This is a genomic window from Geomonas paludis (genome assembly GCF_014193585.1).
In the GTDB taxonomy this organism is placed as follows: domain Bacteria; phylum Desulfobacterota; class Desulfuromonadia; order Geobacterales; family Geobacteraceae; genus Geomonas; species Geomonas paludis.
In genome coordinates this window covers 30,465-49,720 of the sequence record NZ_BLXY01000014.1, presented here as the reverse complement: position 1 = coordinate 49,720, position 19,256 = coordinate 30,465, and the positions used below count along the sequence as shown (strand labels likewise).

20 protein-coding genes are annotated in these 19,256 nt (G+C 63.9%); 9 read left to right on the top strand and 11 right to left on the bottom strand.

The window, feature by feature from the left end:
* Positions 1 to 232: 232 nt before the first annotated feature.
* Together H7687_RS19315 and nadA are read right to left on the bottom strand one after the other, a co-directional pair.
* Positions 233 to 796 (bottom strand): gamma carbonic anhydrase family protein, encoded by a 564-nt coding sequence (locus H7687_RS19315; RefSeq protein ID WP_183350459.1) that lies wholly within the window; start codon positions 794 to 796, stop codon positions 233 to 235.
* A gap of 222 nt (positions 797 to 1,018) precedes the next feature.
* Positions 1,019 to 1,933 (bottom strand): quinolinate synthase NadA, encoded by a 915-nt coding sequence (gene nadA / locus H7687_RS19310; RefSeq protein WP_183350457.1) that lies wholly within the window; start codon positions 1,931 to 1,933, stop codon positions 1,019 to 1,021.
* A gap of 201 nt (positions 1,934 to 2,134) precedes the next feature.
* Here nadA and tatB point away from each other — a divergent pair, with 201 nt between their 5' ends.
* On the top strand, positions 2,135 to 2,470 hold the full coding sequence (gene tatB, locus H7687_RS19305) for a Sec-independent protein translocase protein TatB (protein WP_183350455.1): 336 nt from the start codon (positions 2,135 to 2,137) through the stop codon (positions 2,468 to 2,470).
* Positions 2,471 to 2,579: 109 nt separating this feature from the next.
* Positions 2,580 to 3,032, top strand: a complete 453-nt coding sequence (locus tag H7687_RS19300; RefSeq protein WP_246405015.1) for a hypothetical protein — start codon at positions 2,580 to 2,582, stop codon at positions 3,030 to 3,032.
* 59 nt (positions 3,033 to 3,091) lie between these two features.
* Here H7687_RS19300 and H7687_RS19295 read toward each other — a convergent pair whose 3' ends face one another.
* The 8 genes from H7687_RS19295 to H7687_RS19260 all read right to left on the bottom strand — a co-directional run bounded on the left by H7687_RS19295 (position 3,092) and on the right by H7687_RS19260 (position 9,154).
* A complete protein-coding gene (locus H7687_RS19295) occupies positions 3,092 to 3,274 on the bottom strand; it encodes a hypothetical protein (RefSeq protein ID WP_183350453.1) in 183 nt (60 codons plus the stop codon).
* 96 nt (positions 3,275 to 3,370) lie between these two features.
* Positions 3,371 to 4,222: a tol-pal system protein YbgF gene (gene ybgF, locus H7687_RS19290; protein WP_183350451.1), complete on the bottom strand. Its 852-nt coding sequence runs from the start codon at positions 4,220 to 4,222 to the stop codon at positions 3,371 to 3,373.
* Between the two features lie 71 nt (positions 4,223 to 4,293).
* Complete coding sequence (gene pal, locus H7687_RS19285; RefSeq protein ID WP_183350449.1) at positions 4,294 to 4,884, bottom strand: peptidoglycan-associated lipoprotein Pal; 591 nt, start codon at positions 4,882 to 4,884, stop codon at positions 4,294 to 4,296.
* A gap of 116 nt (positions 4,885 to 5,000) precedes the next feature.
* Complete coding sequence (gene tolB / locus H7687_RS19280) at positions 5,001 to 6,218, bottom strand: Tol-Pal system beta propeller repeat protein TolB (RefSeq protein WP_371877589.1); 1,218 nt, start codon at positions 6,216 to 6,218, stop codon at positions 5,001 to 5,003.
* Positions 6,219 to 6,221: 3 nt separating this feature from the next.
* The gene (locus H7687_RS19275; protein WP_183350445.1) at positions 6,222 to 6,980 is read right to left on the bottom strand and encodes an energy transducer TonB; all 759 of its coding nucleotides are present in this window, start codon (positions 6,978 to 6,980) and stop codon (positions 6,222 to 6,224) included.
* On the bottom strand, positions 6,977 to 7,396 hold the full coding sequence (gene tolR / locus H7687_RS19270) for a protein TolR (RefSeq protein WP_183350443.1): 420 nt from the start codon (positions 7,394 to 7,396) through the stop codon (positions 6,977 to 6,979). The genes H7687_RS19275 and tolR overlap by 4 nt, the downstream gene beginning before the upstream one ends.
* A 3-nt stretch (positions 7,397 to 7,399) precedes the next feature.
* On the bottom strand, positions 7,400 to 8,074 hold the full coding sequence (tolQ, locus tag H7687_RS19265; protein WP_183350441.1) for a protein TolQ: 675 nt from the start codon (positions 8,072 to 8,074) through the stop codon (positions 7,400 to 7,402).
* A gap of 300 nt (positions 8,075 to 8,374) precedes the next feature.
* Positions 8,375 to 9,154: a carbon-nitrogen family hydrolase gene (locus H7687_RS19260; protein ID WP_183350439.1), complete on the bottom strand. Its 780-nt coding sequence runs from the start codon at positions 9,152 to 9,154 to the stop codon at positions 8,375 to 8,377.
* Positions 9,155 to 9,469: 315 nt separating this feature from the next.
* Here H7687_RS19260 and hemW point away from each other — a divergent pair, with 315 nt between their 5' ends.
* The 7 genes from hemW to H7687_RS19225 all read left to right on the top strand — a co-directional run bounded on the left by hemW (position 9,470) and on the right by H7687_RS19225 (position 18,387).
* Positions 9,470 to 10,615 (top strand): radical SAM family heme chaperone HemW, encoded by a 1,146-nt coding sequence (gene hemW / locus H7687_RS19255; RefSeq protein WP_183350437.1) that lies wholly within the window; start codon positions 9,470 to 9,472, stop codon positions 10,613 to 10,615.
* Between the two features lie 113 nt (positions 10,616 to 10,728).
* Positions 10,729 to 11,763, top strand: coding sequence for a heat-inducible transcriptional repressor HrcA (gene hrcA / locus H7687_RS19250; protein WP_183350435.1), 1,035 nt, complete (start codon positions 10,729 to 10,731; stop codon positions 11,761 to 11,763).
* A 25-nt stretch (positions 11,764 to 11,788) separates the two neighbouring features.
* The gene (gene grpE / locus H7687_RS19245; protein ID WP_183350433.1) at positions 11,789 to 12,355 is read left to right on the top strand and encodes a nucleotide exchange factor GrpE; all 567 of its coding nucleotides are present in this window, start codon (positions 11,789 to 11,791) and stop codon (positions 12,353 to 12,355) included.
* Between the two features lie 151 nt (positions 12,356 to 12,506).
* Positions 12,507 to 14,426: a molecular chaperone DnaK gene (gene dnaK / locus H7687_RS19240; RefSeq protein WP_183350431.1), complete on the top strand. Its 1,920-nt coding sequence runs from the start codon at positions 12,507 to 12,509 to the stop codon at positions 14,424 to 14,426.
* 121 nt (positions 14,427 to 14,547) lie between these two features.
* On the top strand, positions 14,548 to 15,669 hold the full coding sequence (dnaJ, locus tag H7687_RS19235; protein WP_183350429.1) for a molecular chaperone DnaJ: 1,122 nt from the start codon (positions 14,548 to 14,550) through the stop codon (positions 15,667 to 15,669).
* The gene (locus H7687_RS19230) at positions 15,666 to 16,199 is read left to right on the top strand and encodes a phospholipase D-like domain-containing protein (RefSeq protein WP_183350427.1); all 534 of its coding nucleotides are present in this window, start codon (positions 15,666 to 15,668) and stop codon (positions 16,197 to 16,199) included. The genes dnaJ and H7687_RS19230 overlap by 4 nt, the downstream gene beginning before the upstream one ends.
* Positions 16,200 to 16,308: 109 nt before the next feature.
* Positions 16,309 to 18,387, top strand: a complete 2,079-nt coding sequence (locus H7687_RS19225) for a penicillin-binding protein 1A (RefSeq protein ID WP_183350425.1) — start codon at positions 16,309 to 16,311, stop codon at positions 18,385 to 18,387.
* Here the strand turns inward: H7687_RS19225 and gpmA are convergent.
* On the bottom strand, positions 18,384 to 19,091 hold the full coding sequence (gpmA, locus tag H7687_RS19220; protein WP_183350423.1) for a 2,3-diphosphoglycerate-dependent phosphoglycerate mutase: 708 nt from the start codon (positions 19,089 to 19,091) through the stop codon (positions 18,384 to 18,386). The genes H7687_RS19225 and gpmA overlap by 4 nt on opposite strands.
* Positions 19,092 to 19,256 lie beyond the last annotated feature (165 nt).

Here is a 19,256-nt window from a genome sequence, read left to right as displayed (position 1 = left end):
TTGTGCAAATACTGTGCGACCAGGGGAGGAAACGGCGAAATTTTCTATAAAAGCCTGCTGGGGCGCTACGGTGGGGGGCGGGGTGAGGGATGGATGAGAGCGTTTTCCTGAAACCAGTCAAATGACCGGACTGGATTCCGTCATATGACGTCTTGGCGCCGCAGCTGCCGGCAAAGAAAAAGGCCGGCTCGATGAGCCGGCCCGACAGGTGTTGCGGTCGCCAGGGACGATGCTACGGGATGTTGCTGAGGTCCTGCGCCAAGGTAGCCTCGTCTTCGAGGAACTCCCTGGAGTACCTGACGTAGTTCCCGGCCGAGCGTCCCAGCCAGGCAATCTCGTTTTCGGTCAGGTCCCGCTTGTACTTGGCGGGTGCCCCGACCCAGAGGGTGCCGGGGGGGATCACGGTCCCTTCGGTGACCAGGGCGCGGGCGCCGACCAGGGCCCCCTTGCCGACCACGGCCTTGTCCATGATCATGGCCTGCATGCCGATGAAGGCGCCGTCCTCGATGGTGCAGCCGTGCAGGGTGACGCTGTGTCCCACGGTGACGTCGTTGCCGATGACGAGCGGCGCGCCCGGGTCTTCGGCGTGTTTTTTGTGGGTCACGTGCAGCATGGAGAGGTCCTGGATGTTGGTCCTATCCCCGATGCTGATCGAGTTCACGTCGCCGCGCACCACGCAGTTGTACCAGATGCTCGCTTCCTTGCCGATGCTGACGTCACCGATGACGACGGCCCCTTCGGCTACGAAGGCGGACGGGTCGATCTTGGGTTTCATGCCTTTAAAGGATCGGATCATATGCCTTCTCCTGTGCGCCCGCCCCTTCTTCTATGGGGGCGTCCACTCTCCCTCTGGAAGCGGGTTGCCTACTCCCCCTCTTCCAGAGGGAAAGGGCCGTCCACTCCCCCCTCTCCCTCTGGGAGAGGGTCGGGGTGAGGGTGTTTTTTCATCTTGTTGGTTTGGTAAGCCCGGCGTCGCCCTCACCCCCAGCCCCTCTCCCGGAGGGCGAGGGAAGCCTGCTTAATCCCTCGGGATGGCGAGCATCCGGTCCAGGGCGCGCTTGGCCGGGATGCGGACCTCTTCCGGGACCTTGACCACCGGGCTCATGGTGGAGAGCGCTTCGTGCACGTCCTCCAGGGAGGTGAGCTTCATGTTGGGGCAGATGAGGGCCGGGGAGGCGAGGATGAACTCCTTGTCCGGGTTCTCGCGCTTGAGCCTCCAGAGGATGCCCGCCTCGGTGCCGATGATGAAGCGCTTGGCGTCGCTTTTCTTGCAGTAGTCGTACATGCCGGTGGTGGAGCAGACGTGGTCGGCGAGCGCCACCACGGCGGGGTTGCATTCCGGGTGGCAGACGAAGGGCGCGCCCGGGTTCTGCTCTTTCAGCTCCTTGACCACTTCGGGACGGAGCCGCTCGTGGGTCGGGCAGTATCCTTCCCAGAGGTGGAACTTCTTGTCGGTGAAGCGGGCCACGTAGCTCCCCAGGTTCTTGTCCGGGGCGAAGATGATCTCCTTTTCGCTCATGGACTGGACCACCTTGAGGGCATTGGCGGAGGTGCAGCAGATGTCGCTCTCGGCCTTGACCGCGGCGGAGGAGTTGACGTAGGTCACCACCGGCACGCCGGGGAGCTTCGCCTTCAGTTGCTTCAACTCCTCGGCCGAAACCATGTCGGCCATGGGACACCCCGCGTCTAGACGGGGGAGCAGCACGGTCTTTTCCGGCGCCAGGATCGAGGCCGATTCGGCCATGAAATGGACGCCGCAGAACACGATCACTTCGGCGTCAGTCTTGGCCGCCTCCATGGAAAGAGCCAGCGAGTCCCCGGTTATGTCAGCGATCTCCTGTACTTCGTCGCGCATGTAGTTGTGTGCCAGGAGCACTGCTTTGCGCTCCTTGAGCAGCGCTTTAATATCGGCTTTTAAAGAATCCTGCGTCATGTTTGTCACCACCAAAATCTGTCTTTCTCATTTGAAATATATGGTAAACAGGACCGATAGTAGACAATGTTCGGGATCATGTCAAACCAATTAAGGTCCTACCTTTGCAAGCTTGACACCCGACGGTAAAACCTCTATTATTTTTTACAATTTTTGTATGACAAACGCGCGTTTGAACGCACATCAAGCGAGGTAGATAGTATGTTCGGAATCGGGATGCCTGAACTGGTCATCATATTGGTTATAGCGCTCATCGTCATCGGCCCGCAGAAGCTGCCGGACCTGGCCAAGTCGCTGGGGAAGGGGCTGGCGGAGTTCAAGAAAGCCACCGATGACTTCAAGCAGACCATCGAGGCCGACAGCAGGACCGAAGAAGAGAAGGAGCACCTGGCGAAGCTGGCCGAGGCCAAGAAGAAGGCCGAGGAGGAGAAGGTGCGCGAGGCGGAGGAGCTCAAGGCCAAGGTCGAGGGAACAACCGCTGCCGCCGAGCCGGTGCCGGCCGCCGCGGTTGCCGGCGAAGCGGAGAAGAAGGCCTAGGGGGTCGCCCAACATCTGGACGCAAAAAAGGCGGGGTCACCCCGCCTTTTTTCTTACCTCTACGCTGCAATCGAGAGGGGGACTGGCTCCGCAAGGTGCCTGTCCCCTTATGGCCCCGCCTTGGGCCGCCACAGGTGACGCCATGTTCAACTGGTTCAGGAAGAAGAAAGAGGAACTGCAGTTTCCCGACAGCGCCGCCGCCTTCGCCCACGCCTGCTCCATCGGCTACACCCCGCTCATCGGCGGATTGGTGCCGGCACTGGTTGAGGAGTCGGGCGGCCTGAACCGCGACGGCGAGCGCACCTTTTTGATCAGCCTCGCCGCCCCCGGCCGCCCCCTGCAGCTCTGGAGCTGTACCCTGAAGGGCGCGCCGGGCTACCCCGAGCAGGGTGACTTCGTCGGCTTCCGCGTGGTCACCATCGCCTCGGACCTCCCCGAGCCCGTCAACCTGATCGGCTACATCGCCTGCCGCCTGGAACCGAGACTGGTGCCGGGCAAGGGATGGGCCGTGGCCCAGAGCTACACCCCCGAAAACATCAAGCCCGATTTCCGGCCCATGTAAGAAAGGCGGGCGAATGATTATTCGCCCCTACCCTCCAAAAAACATCCGCGCAGGTAACCCTATTTCAAGATCAGGTCGGCCGGGACCGGATCGCTCTCCCAGGTGATCTCCGGGTAGAGTGACTTGTCCAGCTTGAGGTAGGTGCCGTCGACCCCCGTCTCAGCCCACCAGCATTCGTTCCCCTTGACCGGGAGTTTGTCGAAAAGGTACAGGTCGTTGTTCTTGTCTCTGGCGAGGAACATGGTGCTCTCCTTTTTTCGTGGCGGCCGCAGCCGCAAACGGGAAGGCCCTCCCGCTCTGGCAGGAGGGCCTTTCGGTAATTAAGTGCCTGGCTTGCGCTACTTGATCTTGAACTTGTCTCTGGCGATCTTCGCCTCTTCCGATTTCGGGTGCTCATCAACCAGCTTCTTCAGGATGTAGGCGGCGCTCTTGTTGTCCCCCAGTTCCTTGAAGGCCATCCCCTGCTTCAGCATGGCGGCCGGCGCCTTCTCCTTGTCCGGGTAGTTCTTGATCACTTCCTGGAACTCGAGCACTGCCTGCTCGTAGTTCTTCTCCTGGTAGTAGCTCTCGCCGATCCAGTACTGGGCGTTGGCGGCCAGGTTGTGCTTGGGGTGCTGTACCAGGAAACTGGCAAAGAACTCGCGGGCCTTCGCCCCCTGTCCGGCCTTCAGGGCGTCCTGACCCTGCTGGTAGAGCTGCTCGGGGGACTTGAGCGCCGCTTGCGCCTTGGCCTGCTGCTCCTCGATCCCCTTCTCCAGCTTGGCCATGCGCGCCTCGAGCGCGGCCAGCCGCTTGTTCAGGTCTTCCTTCAAAAGGGCGATGTCGTCGGCCGGTTTCTGCGCCAGGATGCGGACGTCGTCCACCTTGCCGGTCAGAAGCTGCATGTCCACCCTGGCGCTCTCCAGGGTCGCCTGCAGGTCCGCGCCACCCTTGCGGATGGTCGCCATCTCCTTCTGGTAGCCGGCCATGTCCGCCTGCAGCGCCTCCAGGCTCTGCCGGTAGCCGGCCAGCGACTTCTCCACCCCTTCCTTCACCTCGCCGCGGACCTCGTTCAGGCCCCGGTCCAGCGTAAAGAGACGGTTCTTGATCTCATCGTTGTCGCGGCGCACCGACTCCAGATCGCTCTGGCTGGCGCAGCCGAAAAAGGTGAGCAAAACCAGCGCTCCCAGCGCCCCCCTCGTATACCTCATGACAAAACCTCCTTTAAGGCCGGTCGATAAAAAAAGGAGCCCGAAGGCTCCTTTGGGCTGTGCAGCCAGCGTCACTTCACGACGACGAACTCGTCCCTTCTGTTCTTGGCCCAGGCCGCCTCGTCGTGGCCGGCGTCGACCGGTTTCTCTTCGCCGTAGCTGAGGATGCTGATGCGCTCGGAGGAGATGCCCAGGTTCACCAGGTAGTCCTTGGCGGCCTTGGCCCTTCTTTCACCCAGCGCCATGTTGTAGTCGTCCGAACCGCGCTCGTCGCAGTTCCCCTCGATGCGGATCTTGAGCGACGGCTGCTTGCTCAGGTATTCCGCGTTCCTGGTGAGGATGTTGCGCGAGTCCTCGGAGAGGTCGGAAGAATCGAAGTTGAAGTAGATCTTTTGCAGCTGCCCCTGCAGGTCGCCCGCCCCAGCCTTGGGCGTCTCGCGCACCGGTTCCTGCGCCACCACCGGCTCGCGTACCGGGGTCTGCTCGGTTACCGGCGCCTTCGGCGCGGTCGGTTCCAGGGCCGGTTTAGCTGTTTCGGGGGCGGGGGCCGTGACCGACGGAGCCTTCTCCTCGGGTTTGACCAGATCCTTTTTGGCGCAGCCTCCCGCTACCAAAGCTCCCATGCAAAGAACAACGAGGCATCCGGCGATATTCGTGCGCATTCCCCACTCCTTTTCATCTATGGAATATGGGCACCGCTACAGCCGGTGCCCCCAGCAAAAAAACGACTGAAAGTATACCCACCTTTTCCGGGTTAGGCAACGGTAATGCTTTGCCTTTACCAGTTCACCGACCAGGTCGGGTGGGTGTTCTGCGCCCGGTCCGGCGAGATCCTGGTCTGCCCGCTGCCGTCGGCGCGCATCAGGTACAGCCCCTCGCCGCCGTCGCGGGTGGAGCTGAAGATGATGAAGCGGCCGTCGGGGGAGTAGCGGGGGTGCTCGTTGCTCCCGGCGCTGGTGAGCTGGGCGTCACCGGAGCCGTCCGGGCTGATGGCGTGAATCTGGAAGCCCCCCTCTTTGCGCGAGTAGACGATGCGGTCCCCCTTGGGAGACCAGCGCGGGGTGACGTTGTAGGCGCCGTTGGTGGTGAGGCGCCTGACGTTGCCGCCGTTGGCGTCCATCACGAAGAGCTGCGGCTTGCCCAGCCGGTCCGAGACGAAGGCGATCCTGGAGCCGTCCGGTGACCAGGCGGGGGAGACGTCGATGGCGTGGTTGTTGGTGAGCCGCACCAGGTCCTTGCCGTCCCGGCTCATCTGGTAGATCTCGGAGTTGCCGTCCTTGGAGAGCACCAGGGCGATCTTGTTGCCGTCCTGGGAGAAGACGCCCATGGCGTTCAGGCCGCTCCGGGAGGAGAGGCGCGCCTCCTGGCCGGTGAACAGTTCGCGGCGGTACAGGTCCGGGTTCCCCTTCTTGTAGGAGGTGTAGATGAGCTCCTTGCCGGAGGGGGCGAAGTCGGGGTAGAGGTTGATCGAGCCGTTGTTGGTGAGCCGCTGCGGGTTGTGGCCGTCGTAATCCATGATGTAGATCTCCTTGTTGCCGGAGGCCTTGGATACGTAGGCGATCTTGCCGGTGAAGGGACCCTTCTCGCCGGTCAGCACGCGCAGCACCTCGTCCGAGAAGGCGTGTCCCATGCGGCGCAGGTCCTTGACCCGGCCGCTGTAGCGCTTGGCGATGATCTCCTTGTTCAGCACCTGGTCCACCAGGCGGCATTCCAGGATGGCGGTGTCCCCCTGCACGCCGTAGGCGCTCTTCAAAAGCAGCGCGCCGGCAGCCTCGCCGGGAGCGATCTCGAAGGGACCGGCGATGCCGAGGTCGAAGCCGAACAGCTCGGGGAGCTCGCGCGCCACGTCGCCGGGGACGGCGCCGGAGAGGGCCGTGGTGGGGCCGATGGCCAGCTTCATCTTGCCGGAGGTCGGGGCGGTGACGTCGAGGTAGCTCTCGGCGGCGAAGCCCTGCGGCCCCAGCACCAGTAACAGCAGTATCAGAAGGATTCTCATCATCTATTTCACCCCTTCAGGCATGAAGCGGAACACGCGTTTGTACTGTGTGTGGTTGGGCGGCGGCACCAGTGTCTTGCCCGCCAGGGCGACCGCCCTTTGCACGGCCTCGTCGAAGAAGGGATCCCCCGACCCCTTTTCCACGCGGTAATCGATGCTGCCGTCCGGAGATACCGTGATGGTGGCGATCACCTGCGGCGCCTTGGTCTGGGTGGCGATCACCTGCTTCAGGGCGTCCCTCAGCCGGGACTGCAGGTACGAGGAGTAGTCGCTCCCCGCCTGGTTCCCGGTCGCCCCGGGCATGCCGGTGCGGGTGCTCCCCTTCTTGCGCAGGGCCTCCAGTGCCGCGGCCTGGCGGCGATCTTCGGCGCTTTGCTGCAGCTTGGCCATCCGTTCGTTGAAGGCCTTGTCCTCGGCCTCCTTTTGCTGCTGTTCGGTTTTGGCCTGGGATTTCGGAGGCGGCGTCTTGGCTGCGGGCTTGGTCGGCAGGGCCATGGCCGGCTTGGCAGGCGCCGGGGGGGCAGGGGCCGGCGCGGCAGGAGCCTTCGGCTCGGCCTCTGCCGGCGCTTGCGGCATGCCGCTTTGCGGCGCGGCGACCGGCAGCGTCACCATGTCAACGTAGGTGACCGGATTCTCGTCCCGATGGAACTCAGGGAGGAAGTGCCAGTTCGCGATGATCAGGAACACGACCAGGTGGCAGACGAGGGAGAGCGCCAGCATCCCCCCCGGCCCCGGGTAGCTGCGCGAAAACGCGGTTTTCATCGGCGTTGCGGGGACTCCGTCACCATGCCCAGGCGCTCCACGCCGGCTCCCTTGATCTGGGCCATGACCCGGACCACGTCGCCGTAGGGCACCGCCTGGTCAGCTTTGAGGAATACCTCGCGCTTCTCGCGGCCGGCCAGCATGGTGGTCAGTTTGTCTTTCAGTTGGTCGGCCGGTACCTCGGTCGAGTTGATGAAGGTCTTGCCGGACTGCTCCACGGAGACCACCAGGGTGTCCTCCTTGGGCGCCAGCGCCTTGGTGTCCGCCTTGGGGAGGTTGACCTGGACCCCCTGCTGCATCATCGGCGCGGTGACCATGAAGATGATCAAGAGCACCAGCATGACGTCGACCAGAGGCGTGACGTTTATCTGCGACATGGTGCCGCGATCGCCGTTATCCCTGTTGCCGAACTCCATGGCTTATCTCCCCGCGAAGTTGCGCTGTACGATGTTGAGGAATTCGGTGGAGAAGCTGTCCATCTCCGAGATGAGCACCTTGATCTTGTGCTGGAAGTGGTTGTAGCCCATGACGGCCGGGATGGCGGCAACCAGGCCGATGGCGGTAGCGATGAGCGCCTCGGCGATGCCGGGGGCGACTACTGCCAGCGATGCGGAGCCGCTCTGGCCGATCTTCTCGAACGCGGTCATGATACCCCAGACGGTGCCGAAGAGGCCGACGAACGGTGCGGTGGCGCCGGTGGTGGCCAGGAAGGTGAGGTATTTTTCCAGCCTGGTGATCTCGGAGGTGGTGGCGCGGCGCAGGGCGCGGGCGATGTTGTCCACCCCGCCCAGGTCGGTGCTGACGATATTAGGATCAGCCTTTTCCTCGACCTTTTCCTGCAGTTTCCTGAGCTCGCCGTATCCCTCCTGGAACAGGACGGTGAGGGGGGAGTGCTCGAAGCGGTCCAGTTGCGAGTTGATGGCGTCGAAGCGCTTGGCCTTCCAGAAGAATTCCAGGAAGCGCTCGGAGGCGCCGTTGGCGCGGTACACCTGCAGCAGCTTGTAGAAGATGATGCCCCAGGATACCACCGAGAAATAGAGCAACAGCAAAAGTACCAGTTTTACGACCAGGCCGGTCGAAGCAAGCATGCCCACGTAGCAACCCTCCGCGGTTAGATGGAAATCGAACTGAAAAAATATGCTGAACCCTTTGGGAAGTCAACAGGAAACACGTGCCGCGCGGCGTCCCGGAGATGGATTGCGTTCACTCCCTCCTGACCGCTTTCCGCAAGCACCCCCTCGCCCTCCGGGAGAGGGGACGGGGGGAGGGCGCCCGTTGTCTCTATCGTAGTTGCAGCATTGCCTCTGGCACAGCCCTCACCCGGCCTGCGGCCGCCCTCTCCCGGTGGGCGAGGGTATGGACGGGTGCATCGGCAAGGGGCGTTATACGAACCTTTAGTAGCACTCCGGCCGGCGGTCCTGGAAGCAGTTGATGCTTGCGCGCCAGGAGGTGATCTCGGCGGGATCGAGGATGGCGGTCGGTTCGCAGTTCTCGTAGCCACCCTCGGCCAGGAGCTCCCCTTTGGGGTTGACGATCAGGGAGGAGCCGAAGAAGTCGAGCTTGCCGATCATGCCGCAGGTGTTGGTGGCGACCACGAACAGCTGGTTTTCGATGGCGCGGGCGCGAATCAGGGTGCGCCAGTGCTCCTCGCGCGGCTTGGGCCACTCGCCGCTGATGACGATGATGTCTGCGCCGTCCACAGCGAGCCTGCGCGCGAGCTCAGGGAAGCGGATGTCGTAGCAGATCATGACGCCGATTTTGCCGGCGCTGGTGTCGAGCAGGCAGACGGCGTCGCCGCGGTCCAGGTGTCGGTCCTCGTTCATCAGACCGAAGAGGTGCATCTTGCGGTAGCTTCCGGCGAGCCTGCCGCGGTCGGCGACGTAGGAGGTGTTGTAGACCTTGTCGCCGTGCGGCTCCGGGAGGCTGCCGATGATAACCATGCCGAGTTCGCCGGAAAGCGCCACTATCCGCTCCACCAGGCCCGGGGTCTGCAGGGCCAGCTGGTTCAACTGACGGTAGTCGAAGCCGCAACTCCACATTTCCGGCAGGACCGCGAGCTCCACGCCATCGGCGGCGAGTTGGCGCAGCTTGTCCGTTACGTATGCCAGGTTCTTGTCGATGTCGCCCAGCGCTATGTTGAACTGCAGCGCGGCGGCCTTGATGCTCTTCTGCATGTCCCCTCCTGTTTGATTTCGATGACATATTAAATGTAGGGGCGAATGATCATTCGCCCGCCTCTATCGCATCTTTGTCCCTTTTGCCATTGTCAGTTACAGGACCGCCGGTGGCTGGGCAAATATTTATTTGCCCCTACGGTGGACGGCCATTCGCCCTGTCCACCGCGCCTTGGAGGCAGACAACCGACGGAGCTCGGAGTGTAATATTCCTAATCAAGTATTACAAGCATCTTCGTGCAGTTGCAGCGCTTTTGCGTGACAAGAAGAGGCGCCTTCTGCTAGAACGATAGCTGCCGTGTCAAGGAGAGAGCCATGCAAGCCGGTTTATATATACATTTCCCCTTCTGCCTCAAAAAATGCCTGTACTGCGACTTCAACTCCACCGCCTGGTCCGGCGACGAGTTGGACGGCTACGTGGAGCTGTTGCTGCGCGAGATGGAACTGCGCCGGCAGGCCCTCCCCGAGCCGGTGCAGGCGCCGACGCTGTACCTGGGCGGCGGCACCCCGTCGCTCATGGCGCCGGAACTGGTCGGGCGCCTGATCGACCAGGCGGCTCTCCGCTTCGGCCTGGAACAGGACGCGGAGGTGACCCTGGAGGCGAACCCCGGGACACTGACCCCGGAGCGGCTCGCCGGCTACCGGGCGGCAGGGGTGAACCGCCTGTCGCTGGGCATCCAGTCCTTCGAGGAGCGCCTGCTGAAAACGCTCGGCCGGGTGCACACCGTGCCCCAGGCGCTGGCGGCCTTCGAGCAGGCGCGCCGGGCCGGCTTCGATAACATCAGCATCGACCTGATGCATTCCCTGCCCGGGCAGAGCCTGGACGACTGGCGCGCCGCGCTGGCGCAGGGGATCGCGCTCGCCCCGGAGCACGTCTCCGCCTACGCGCTCTCCGTCGAGGAGGGGACCCCCTTCGAGCAGCTGTACCAGCATGGGGAACTGGTCCTGCCGGGGGAGGAGGAAGCGGCGCGCATGTTCGAGGCGACCGCCGAGATGCTCACCGGCGCCGGCTACCTCCACTACGAGATTTCCAACTTCGGTCTCCCCGGCCGCTTCTCCCGCCACAACCAATCCTACTGGAGCCGGGCAAGCTACCTGGGCTTCGGCTCCGGCGCCCATTCCTTCTGGAACCCCGACGGCCTCGGCCGGCGCTGGAACAACGCCGCCGACCTGGACGGCTATCGCGCCGCCATCGACGCCGGCTTGCTCCCCGAGCGGGACGAGGTGCTGCTCTCTTTGGAGGACGCCGTGGCCGAGAGCTTTTTCCTCGGGCTCAGGGTGCTGACCGGCCTCGAGCTCGCTCCCCTCGAGGAACGCTTCGGCGCGGACGCGCTGGCAGGCCAGCTGGCGGAGGTGGAGCGGCTGCTGCAGGCCGGCCTGCTGGTGGCCGACGGGAAGCGCATCCGCCTTGCCGACAGCTCGGTAATCATCGCCAACAGCATCTTTTCCCGCTTTCTGTAAATCCGCACCATCCCGCCAGAGAACCCCTTGACAAAGCACAGGTGCGTTGCTAACTTGAAGCTCGTTTAGCACTCGAACTTTTTGAGTGCTAAAAGCTTTTGAGGGGCAAGGCTATGGAAGAGCAACTTTCTGAACGTGGAAAACGCATCCTCGAAGCGGTCATCGAGGATTACATAGCAACCGCCGAGCCGGTGGGGAGCAGGACCATCACCCGCAGCCACGAGCTGGCGCTTTCGCCGGCCACCGTGCGCAACGTCATGGCCGACCTGGAGGAGATGGGGCTGCTCGCCTCGCCGCACACCTCCGCCGGCCGCATCCCCACCGACAAGGCCTACCGCCTCTACGTCAATTCGATCCTCGAGGCGAAGCAGAACCTCACCGCGGGCAAGCGCGACGAAATCCGCAGGCGCTGCCGCATGGCGGGCAAGGACCCTGCCGAGATGCTCAAGGAGGCCAGCCGCCTCCTCTCCACCACCTCGAGCTACATGGGGGTGGTGATGGCGCCGCGCATGGCGGCCAACGTTTTCCATCAGATGGAATTCGTCAAGCTGTCCAGCCACCGCATCCTGGCCATCCTGGTGTCGCAAAACGGCACGGTGCAGAACCGGCTTCTGGAAACGGAGGAGGAGATCCCGCAGGAGGACCTGGTCCGCATGGCCAACTACCTGAACGGGATGCTGCAGGGGCTTACCCTGGCCCAGGTGCGCGAGCGGCTCCTGGCCGAGATGCAGAGCGAGAAGGTGCGTTACGATTCGCTGATGGCGAAGGCGATCGCGCTTTCCGAGCAGACCATCAGGACCGACAGCACCGAGATCTTCCTGGAGGGGCAGGCGAACATCCTGGATCAGCCTGAGTTCGCCGACGCCGCCAAGATGCGGGAGATATTCCGGGCCTTCGAGAAGAAGAGCCTCCTTTTGGACCTGCTGGACCGCTCCATGCAGGCCGAGGGGGTGCAGATCTTCATCGGGTCCGAGTCCCCCCTGCTCAAGATGGAGGGGATGAGCCTGGTGACCTCTACCTACCTCACCGGGAAGGACACGGTCGGGGTGCTCGGGGTCATCGGTCCGACCCGGATGGGCTACGGCCGGGTGATACCGATCGTGGATTACACGGCGAAATTGATCAGCCGCCTGCTCGACACCGAGTAGCGCGAGAAAAGGAGACGATAAAGGGATGGACAAGAAAAAACACGATGCGCACCAGCACGACAAGAAGGCGGAGGCGGCGCAGGATCACGTAGAACTGGCGCAGCCGCTGTCGGATGCGGATCGGATCAAGGAACTGGAAGAGGCGCTGGCCGCCAAGGGGCTGGAATCCGCGGCGAACTGGGACAAGTACCTGCGCGAGCGGGCCGACCTTGAGAACTACCGCAAGCGGGTGCAGAAGGAAAAGGAAGAGATCCTGAAGTACGGCAACGAGCAGATCGTCCTGGAACTGCTCCCCTCGGTTGACAACCTGGAGCGCGCCATCGACCACGCCAGCGCGGACGATCCCATCATCGAGGGGGTGAAGCTCACCCTGACCATGCTCCTTTCCACCCTGAAGAAGTTCGGCGTCACCCCGGTGGAGACCCCGGCCGGGACCCCGTTCGATCCCGCCTTCCACCAGGCGATGACCCAGGTGCCCAGCGAGGAGCAGGAGCCCAACACCATCGTCAACGTGTTCCAGAAGGGGTACATGCTGAACGACCGCCTGCTCCGCCCCGCGATGGTCACGGTGGCCGTTAAGCCTGCGGCGTAACGGCAGACTAAGATAAAGATTGAGATTAAGAAGTCCTGGATTTTCCTTGGTCTTAATCTTTATCTCAATCTTTTTTCCCCCCGCCCCTTGTTTTTTGCCGGGGGCATGACTAGCTTGCAAAGTGACAGTTACCATATGAGGAGGCAATCACATGAGTAGAGTAATAGGAATAGACCTCGGGACCACCAACTCCTGCGTGGCAGTGATGGAAGGTGGGGAGCCGGTTGTCATAGCGAACGCAGAGGGAAGCCGCACCACCCCTTCCATGATCGCATTCGCCGAGAACGGCGAGCGGCTGGTGGGCCAGCAGGCCAAGCGCCAGGCGGTCACCAACCCCGAGAACACCCTGTACGCCATCAAGCGCCTGATCGGGCGCAAGTACGATACCGAGGCGGTCAAGAAGGACATCGCCATCTCCCCGTTCAAGATCGTCAAGGCCGATAACGCCGACGCGTGGGTCGAGGTGCGCGGTCAGAAATATTCTCCGCCGGAGATTTCGGCGATGGTGCTGATGAAGATGAAGAAGACCGCCGAGGACTACCTCGGTGAGACCGTCACCGACGCGGTCATCACCGTCCCGGCGTACTTCGACGACTCCCAGCGCCAGGCCACCAAGGACGCCGGCAAGATCGCGGGCCTGAACGTGCTGCGCATCATCAACGAGCCGACCGCGGCGGCGCTTGCCTACGGCCTGGACAAGAAGAAGGACGAGAAGATCGCCGTGTTCGACCTGGGCGGCGGCACCTTCGACGTCTCCATCCTGGAACTGGGCGAAGGGGTCTTCGAGGTGAAATCCACCAACGGCGACACCTTCCTGGGGGGCGAGGACTTCGACCAGAAGATCATCGACTACATCGCCGACGAGTTCAAGAAGGACCAGGGCATCGACCTCCGTGGCGACAAGATGGCGCTGCAGAGGCTGAAAGAGGCGGGCGAGAAGGCCAAGTGCGAGCTCTCCACCTCGCTTGAGACCGACATCAACCTGCCGTTCATCACCGCCGACGCGTCCGGTCCCAAGCACCTGACCATGAAGCTCTCCCGCGCCAAGCTGGAGTCCATCTGCGCCGACCTGATCGCCAAGCTGGAAGGCCCCTGCCGCACCGCTCTCAGGGACGCAGGGCTCTCCGCTTCCGACATCGACGAGGTCATCCTCGTGGGCGGCATGACCCGCATGCCGATCGTGCAGAAGAAGGTGCAGGACATCTTCGGCAAGGTCCCCAACCGCGGCGTCAACCCGGACGAGGTGGTCGCCATCGGCGCAGCCATCCAGGGCGGCGTTCTGCGCGGCGACGTCAAAGACGTGCTGCTCCTCGACGTCACCCCGCTCTCTCTGGGCATCGAGACCCTGGGCGGCGTGATGACCAAGCTGATCGACAAGAACTCCACCATCCCGTGCCGGAAGAGCCAGGTGTTCTCCACCGCGGCCGACAACCAGCCGGCGGTTTCCATCCACGTCCTGCAGGGCGAGCGCGAGATGGCCTCCGACAACAAGACCCTGGGCAACTTCGAGCTCTCCGGGATCCCTGCCGCCCCGCGCGGCGTGCCGCAGATCGAGGTCACCTTCGACATCGACGCCAACGGCATCGTCCACGTCTCCGCGAAGGACCTCGGCACCGGCAAGGAGCAGTCCATCCGCATCACCGCCTCCTCCGGCCTCTCCAAGGAGGAAGTGGAGAAGATGGTGCGCGACGCCGAGGCGCATGCCGCCGAGGACAAGAAAAAGCGCGAGCTGATCGAGGCCAAGAACCAGGGCGACAACCTGATCTACTCCACCGAGAAGTCCCTGAACGAGTTCGGCGACAAGATCGACGCTTCCGAGAAGCAGAAGATCGAGGAAGGGATCGCCGGTCTCAAGAAGGCCCTGGAAGGGGCCGATGCCGACGAGATCAAGAAGGCGAGCGAAACCCTGATGCAGGCGTCGCACAAGCTGGCCGAGGCGGTCTACGCCAAGGCTCAGGCAGCAGGCGCCGAGGGCGCCGAGCAGCACGCCGAGCCGGAAGCCGGCGGAGCGGCCAAGGGCGAGAAGGTGGTCGACGCCGACTTCGAGGAAGTGAAGGACGACAAGAAGTAAGTAAAAGGTTGCAAAGCGGTGCCGCTTTAGTGGAAGATGGCGCTGCATGTAGAAAATGACAACCGCAACGGGCAGCGTCTCATTAGATGGGACGCTGCTCTTTGTGTTACGAGGGCTTACATTGGCAAACGGTGACAAACAGGATTACTACGAACTGCTCGAGGTGAACAAGAACGCCTCCGAGACCGAGATCAAGAAGGCGTACCGGCGTCTGGCCATCAAGTACCACCCGGACAAGAACCCCGGCGACAAGAGCGCCGAGGACAAGTTCAAGGAGGTTTCCGAGGCCTACGAGGTGCTGTCCGACCCCGAGAAGCGTGCGCGCTACGACCAGTTCGGCCACGCCGGCGTGGGGGGTGGCGGCTTCAACGGCTCCCCCTTCGGCGGTTTCGGCGGTTCCCCGTTCGGCGACATCTTCGGCGACATCTTCGGGGAGGTGTTCGGCGGGCGCCAGAAGACCTCGCGCGGCAAGCGGGGCGACGACCTGCAGTACAACCTTGAGATCAATTTCGAAGAAGCCGCTTTCGGGGTGGAGAAGAAGATCGACATCCCCTACGCCAAGCGCTGCGAGGCCTGCGGCGGTTCCGGCGCGAAGGCCGGCACCCAGCCCAAGACCTGCCCCACCTGCCAGGGCGCGGGCCAGATGCGTTTCCAGCAGGGCTTCTTCAGCGTTTCCAAGACCTGCTCGCACTGCAACGGCGAGGGACGCGTGGTGGAGCATCCCTGCCCGAGCTGCCGCGGCACCGGCACGGTGCGGGACAAGAAGACCATCTCGGTCAAGGTTCCCGCCGGCGTCGAGACCGGCATCCGCCTCAAGCTCTCCGGCGAAGGGGGGCAGGGGATCAAGGGGGGCGGCAACGGCGACCTCTACGTCGCGCTCACCGTGCGCGAGCACTCCCTCTTCCGGCGCGAGGACAACGACGTGCTGTGCGAGATCCCGATCAGCTTCACCCAGGCGGCCCTGGGGTGCGAGATCGAGGTGCCCACACTCGATGGCAAGGTCAACATGAAGATCCCGGAAGGGACCCAGTCCGGCGCCATCTTCAGGATGCGCGGCAAGGGGGTCCCGGCGCTGCAGGGGTACGGGCGCGGCGACCACCTGGTCATCGCCAAGGTGGAGACCCCGATCAACCTGAACAAGCAGCAGCGCGAACTCCTTGAGGAGCTGGCGCGCATCAGCGGTGAGGACGTAAACCCGATGCGCAAGAACTTCTTCTCCAAGGTGATGGACATCTTCACGTGATAACCGGGCCGGCACGCGGGGCGGTCCTGGCGCTGGCGGTCTTTTTGCTGGCCGTCCGTCCCCTGCCTGCCCTCAGTGCCCCGGCCCAGGCGACCCTTCTTGCCGACGCAGCCTACGGCGGCGAGCTCAAGGAGCGCATCCGCGGGGCGAAAAGGCGCATCATCTGCGCCTTTTACCTTTTCAAGGTGACCGATCGCCGCGGCAACGTCCCGGCCGGCCTCGCGCAGGAGCTGGCGCAGGCCAGGGGGCGCGGGGTGGAGGTCACGGTGATCCTCGAGGGGGACGATGCGGTGGGGCGCGACAACCGCGCCGCGGCCGGGTTCCTCTCGCGCAAGGGGGTGCGGGTCATCTTCCCGCGCGGCAGGCGCACCACCCACGCCAAGGCCGTCGTCATCGACGACCGGTACGTCATGATCGGAAGCCACAACCTTTCCCACGCCGCGCTGACCCGGAACCGGGAGCTCTCGGTGCTGCTGGATGCGCCGCCCTTGGCGGCGCAGGTCACAAGATACCTCGAGGGGATCAGGTAGCCACGTATACCCTCTCCCGCCTGCGGACCAAAGCCCTGCGGTGGGCGTAGGCCCGGAAGGCGAGGGAGGTTTTTTCGCATCGCCGCCGTCAACAAAAGGAGTAGCAACCTTGCTTTCCCGTCGGTACGCATCACTCAAGAAGCTCGTCTCCCCCGTTCTCCTCGTCATCGTGCTGGCGCTCACCTGCGCCGTTTCCGCCCACGCCTCCATCGCCACCTACCCGGAACTCCCGACCGGCTACACCTCGATCCGGGTCTTCGACGGGCAGCAGCGTTACGTCGGGCGCATCCTCCCCACCCAGCGCTACTGGGTCTCCATCGACCGGATCCCGCTCTTCTTGCGCAAGGCGCTGGTCGCCACCGAGGACGCCCGCTTCTACGAGCACGGGGGGATCGACGTGCGTGGCATCGCCCGGGCTCTCGTGAAGGACGTGGTCAAGGGGAGGCTTGCCGAGGGGGGCTCCACCATCACCCAGCAGCTGATCAAGAACAAGTTCTTAACCGGCGAGAAGTCGCTCGACCGCAAGGTGAAGGAAGTGCAGCTCGCCATGGACTTCGAGAAGAAGTACACCAAGGACCAGATCCTGGAGATGTACTTCAACGAGATCTACTTCGGCAACGGCGCCTGGGGCATCGCACAGGCGGCGCGACAGTACTTCGACAAGAACCCGGAGGAACTGACCGAGGCGGAGTGCGCGATTTTGGCCGGCGTGCCCAAGAACCCGGGGCGCTACAACCCGCTGGGTGACCAGGCCAAGGTGAGCGCGCGCCGCAGCGTGGTGCTCTCCCGCATGGTCGCGGTGAAGATGATCACGCCGCAGCAGAAAAGGGCGATCGAGGCCCGTCCCGCCACCGTGATCAAGCCGGGACAGGCGCAGGGGTATCTCGACCTGGTGCGCAAACAGCTCGTGGAGCGCTACGGGGCGCACATCGTGGAGCAGGGCGGGCTGGACGTGATCTCGGCCATGGATGTGAACCTGCAGAAGCAGGCGGAGCAGGTGCTGCGCGAAGGCGTGAAGAAGGTGAACCCCAGCCTGCAGGGGGCGCTCATCTGCATGGACCTGAAGACCGGCGACGTGCTGGCTGCGGTGGGGGGGGTGGACAACGGCAAGGGGGGCTTCAACCGCGCCTTCTCGGCCAAGCGTCAGCCCGGCTCCTCCATCAAGCCGCTCATCTTCGCCGCCGCGCTGGAGCAGGGGTACACCCCGGCGAGCCTGCTGGACGACACCCCGGTCGCCTACAACAAGGGGAACGGCCAGACCTGGCGGCCGCACAACTACGAGAAGAAGAGTTTCGGGGAACTGTCGCTCCGGCAGGCGCTGGCCCACTCCAACAACGTGATCACGGTGAAGCTGCTCGAATCGCTCGGCGTGAACAACTTCGTCACCTTTGCCGGGCGCCTGGGGCTTACCCTGCGCACCCCCAACGACCTCTCGCTCGCCCTCGGCACCGACGAGGTGACCTTGAACGACCTGGTCTCCGCCTACTCGCCGCTCGCCAACGCCGGGATGCGCAGCGAGGGGCGCACCATCATCCGGGTCTTCGACCGCAACCGCAAGAGCTGGAGCGAGAACCCGTCGCAGGTGGCCCCGGTGCTCTCGCCGGCCACCGCGTTCGTTACCACCTCCATGATGAAGGACGTGCTCACCTACGGTACCGCCAAGGGGCTCAAGAACTTCGCCCGCCAGCGCCCCGCCGCCGGCAAGACCGGCACCACCGACGATTACCGCGACGCCTGGTTCGTCGGCTACACCCCGCAGCTGATCACCGGGGTGTGGGTAGGCTACGACAAGCCCAAGCCGGGAGGGAGAGGCTTCACCGGCGGCGCCGTCTCGGCGCCGATCTGGGAGCGCTTCATGCGCGTCGCCAGCCAAGGAAAACCCGCCGTGGACTTCACCAGGCCCGAAGGGGTGGTCGCCGTCAACATCGACCCTTCAACCGGCCAGCTTGCCACTCCGACCTGTCCGACCACCCAGGAAGAGGACTTCATCGCGGGGACCGAACCGACCACCTACTGCTCCAAGCACGGCGGCGACGCGATACCGCCGGTCGCTCCGGCCCAGCCGTTGCAACCGGGTGTCACCGCTCCCGGGAGCGAGCCGCCTGCCAAGCAGCCCGCCGACGAGGGCGGAGAGGACGGGGATGGAACTGAGGGCGCTACCGGTCTCGAGGGGGATGTGCTGCGCTAGGCGGGGCCACCGGCTTCGGTGGCGTAGTAGTGATGGGTCGGTTTGAGGTCGTCGTCCAGCTCGTACACCAGCGGGGTGCCGGTCGGGATCTCGAGGCCGACGATGTCCGAGTCGGAGACCCGGTCCAGGTACTTGATCAGGGCGCGCAGGCTGTTGCCGTGGGCCACGATGAGCGGGCGGCGGCACTCCCGCAGGGCGGGGGCGATCACCTGCTGCCAGCAGGGGAGCACCCGCTCCACCGTGTCCTGCAGGCACTCCGTCCTCGGGATGAGGTGCGGCGGGAGGGCGGCGTAGCGCGGGTCGCGGCCGGGGTAGCGCTGGTCCCCTTCGCCGAGCGCGGGCGGTCGCACATGGTAGCTGCGGCGCCACAGCTTCACCTGCTCCTCCCCGTACTTCTCCGCGGTCTGCGCCTTGTTCAGCCCCTGCAAGGCGCCGTAGTGCCTCTCGTTCAGGCGCCAGTCCTTGTGTTCCGCAATCCACATCAGGTCCATCTCGCGCAGGACGATCCAGAGCGTCCCGATGGCCCGGCGCAGCACCGAGGTGAAGGCGACGTCGAAGGCATATCCCTTCTCCTTCAAGAGCCGCCCCGCGTTCCGGCTCTCCTCCTCGCCCCGCTGGGAAAGCTCCACGTCGGTCCAGCCGGTGAACAGGTTCTCCTGGTTCCAGACGCTCTCCCCATGTCGAATCAGTACCAGTTGCCGCATCAGCCCACCTCCGCAATTCCAGTCCCTTTCCTGATTAGTGACAATCTTCCGCTAATATACCCTCTCCCTCCGGGAGAGGGTGCCCGAAGGGCGGGTGAGGGGGGTGCCACGAAGCGGGATCATTGCCTATTGCAGCGCCCTCACCCCAGCCCTCTCCCGGAGGGT

Excerpts from the sequence above, each read along its gene's own strand:
- H7687_RS19315 (WP_183350459.1), bottom strand. The coding sequence starts at position 796 with ATGATCCGATCCTTTAAAGGCATGAAACCCAAGATCGACCCGTCCGCC.
- nadA (WP_183350457.1), bottom strand. The coding sequence starts at position 1,933 with ATGACGCAGGATTCTTTAAAAGCCGATATTAAAGCGCTGCTCAAGGAG.
- tatB (WP_183350455.1), top strand. The coding sequence starts at position 2,135 with ATGTTCGGAATCGGGATGCCTGAACTGGTCATCATATTGGTTATAGCG.
- H7687_RS19300 (WP_246405015.1), top strand. The coding sequence starts at position 2,580 with ATGGCCCCGCCTTGGGCCGCCACAGGTGACGCCATGTTCAACTGGTTC.
- H7687_RS19295 (WP_183350453.1), bottom strand. The coding sequence starts at position 3,274 with ATGTTCCTCGCCAGAGACAAGAACAACGACCTGTACCTTTTCGACAAA.
- ybgF (WP_183350451.1), bottom strand. The coding sequence starts at position 4,222 with ATGAGGTATACGAGGGGGGCGCTGGGAGCGCTGGTTTTGCTCACCTTT.
- pal (WP_183350449.1), bottom strand. The coding sequence starts at position 4,884 with ATGCGCACGAATATCGCCGGATGCCTCGTTGTTCTTTGCATGGGAGCT.
- tolB (WP_371877589.1), bottom strand. The coding sequence starts at position 6,218 with ATGAGAATCCTTCTGATACTGCTGTTACTGGTGCTGGGGCCGCAGGGC.
- H7687_RS19275 (WP_183350445.1), bottom strand. The coding sequence starts at position 6,980 with ATGAAAACCGCGTTTTCGCGCAGCTACCCGGGGCCGGGGGGGATGCTG.
- tolR (WP_183350443.1), bottom strand. The coding sequence starts at position 7,396 with ATGGAGTTCGGCAACAGGGATAACGGCGATCGCGGCACCATGTCGCAG.
- H7687_RS19260 (WP_183350439.1), bottom strand. The coding sequence starts at position 9,154 with ATGCAGAAGAGCATCAAGGCCGCCGCGCTGCAGTTCAACATAGCGCTG.
- hemW (WP_183350437.1), top strand. The coding sequence starts at position 9,470 with ATGCAAGCCGGTTTATATATACATTTCCCCTTCTGCCTCAAAAAATGC.
- hrcA (WP_183350435.1), top strand. The coding sequence starts at position 10,729 with ATGGAAGAGCAACTTTCTGAACGTGGAAAACGCATCCTCGAAGCGGTC.
- grpE (WP_183350433.1), top strand. The coding sequence starts at position 11,789 with ATGGACAAGAAAAAACACGATGCGCACCAGCACGACAAGAAGGCGGAG.
- dnaK (WP_183350431.1), top strand. The coding sequence starts at position 12,507 with ATGAGTAGAGTAATAGGAATAGACCTCGGGACCACCAACTCCTGCGTG.
- gpmA (WP_183350423.1), bottom strand. The coding sequence starts at position 19,091 with ATGCGGCAACTGGTACTGATTCGACATGGGGAGAGCGTCTGGAACCAG.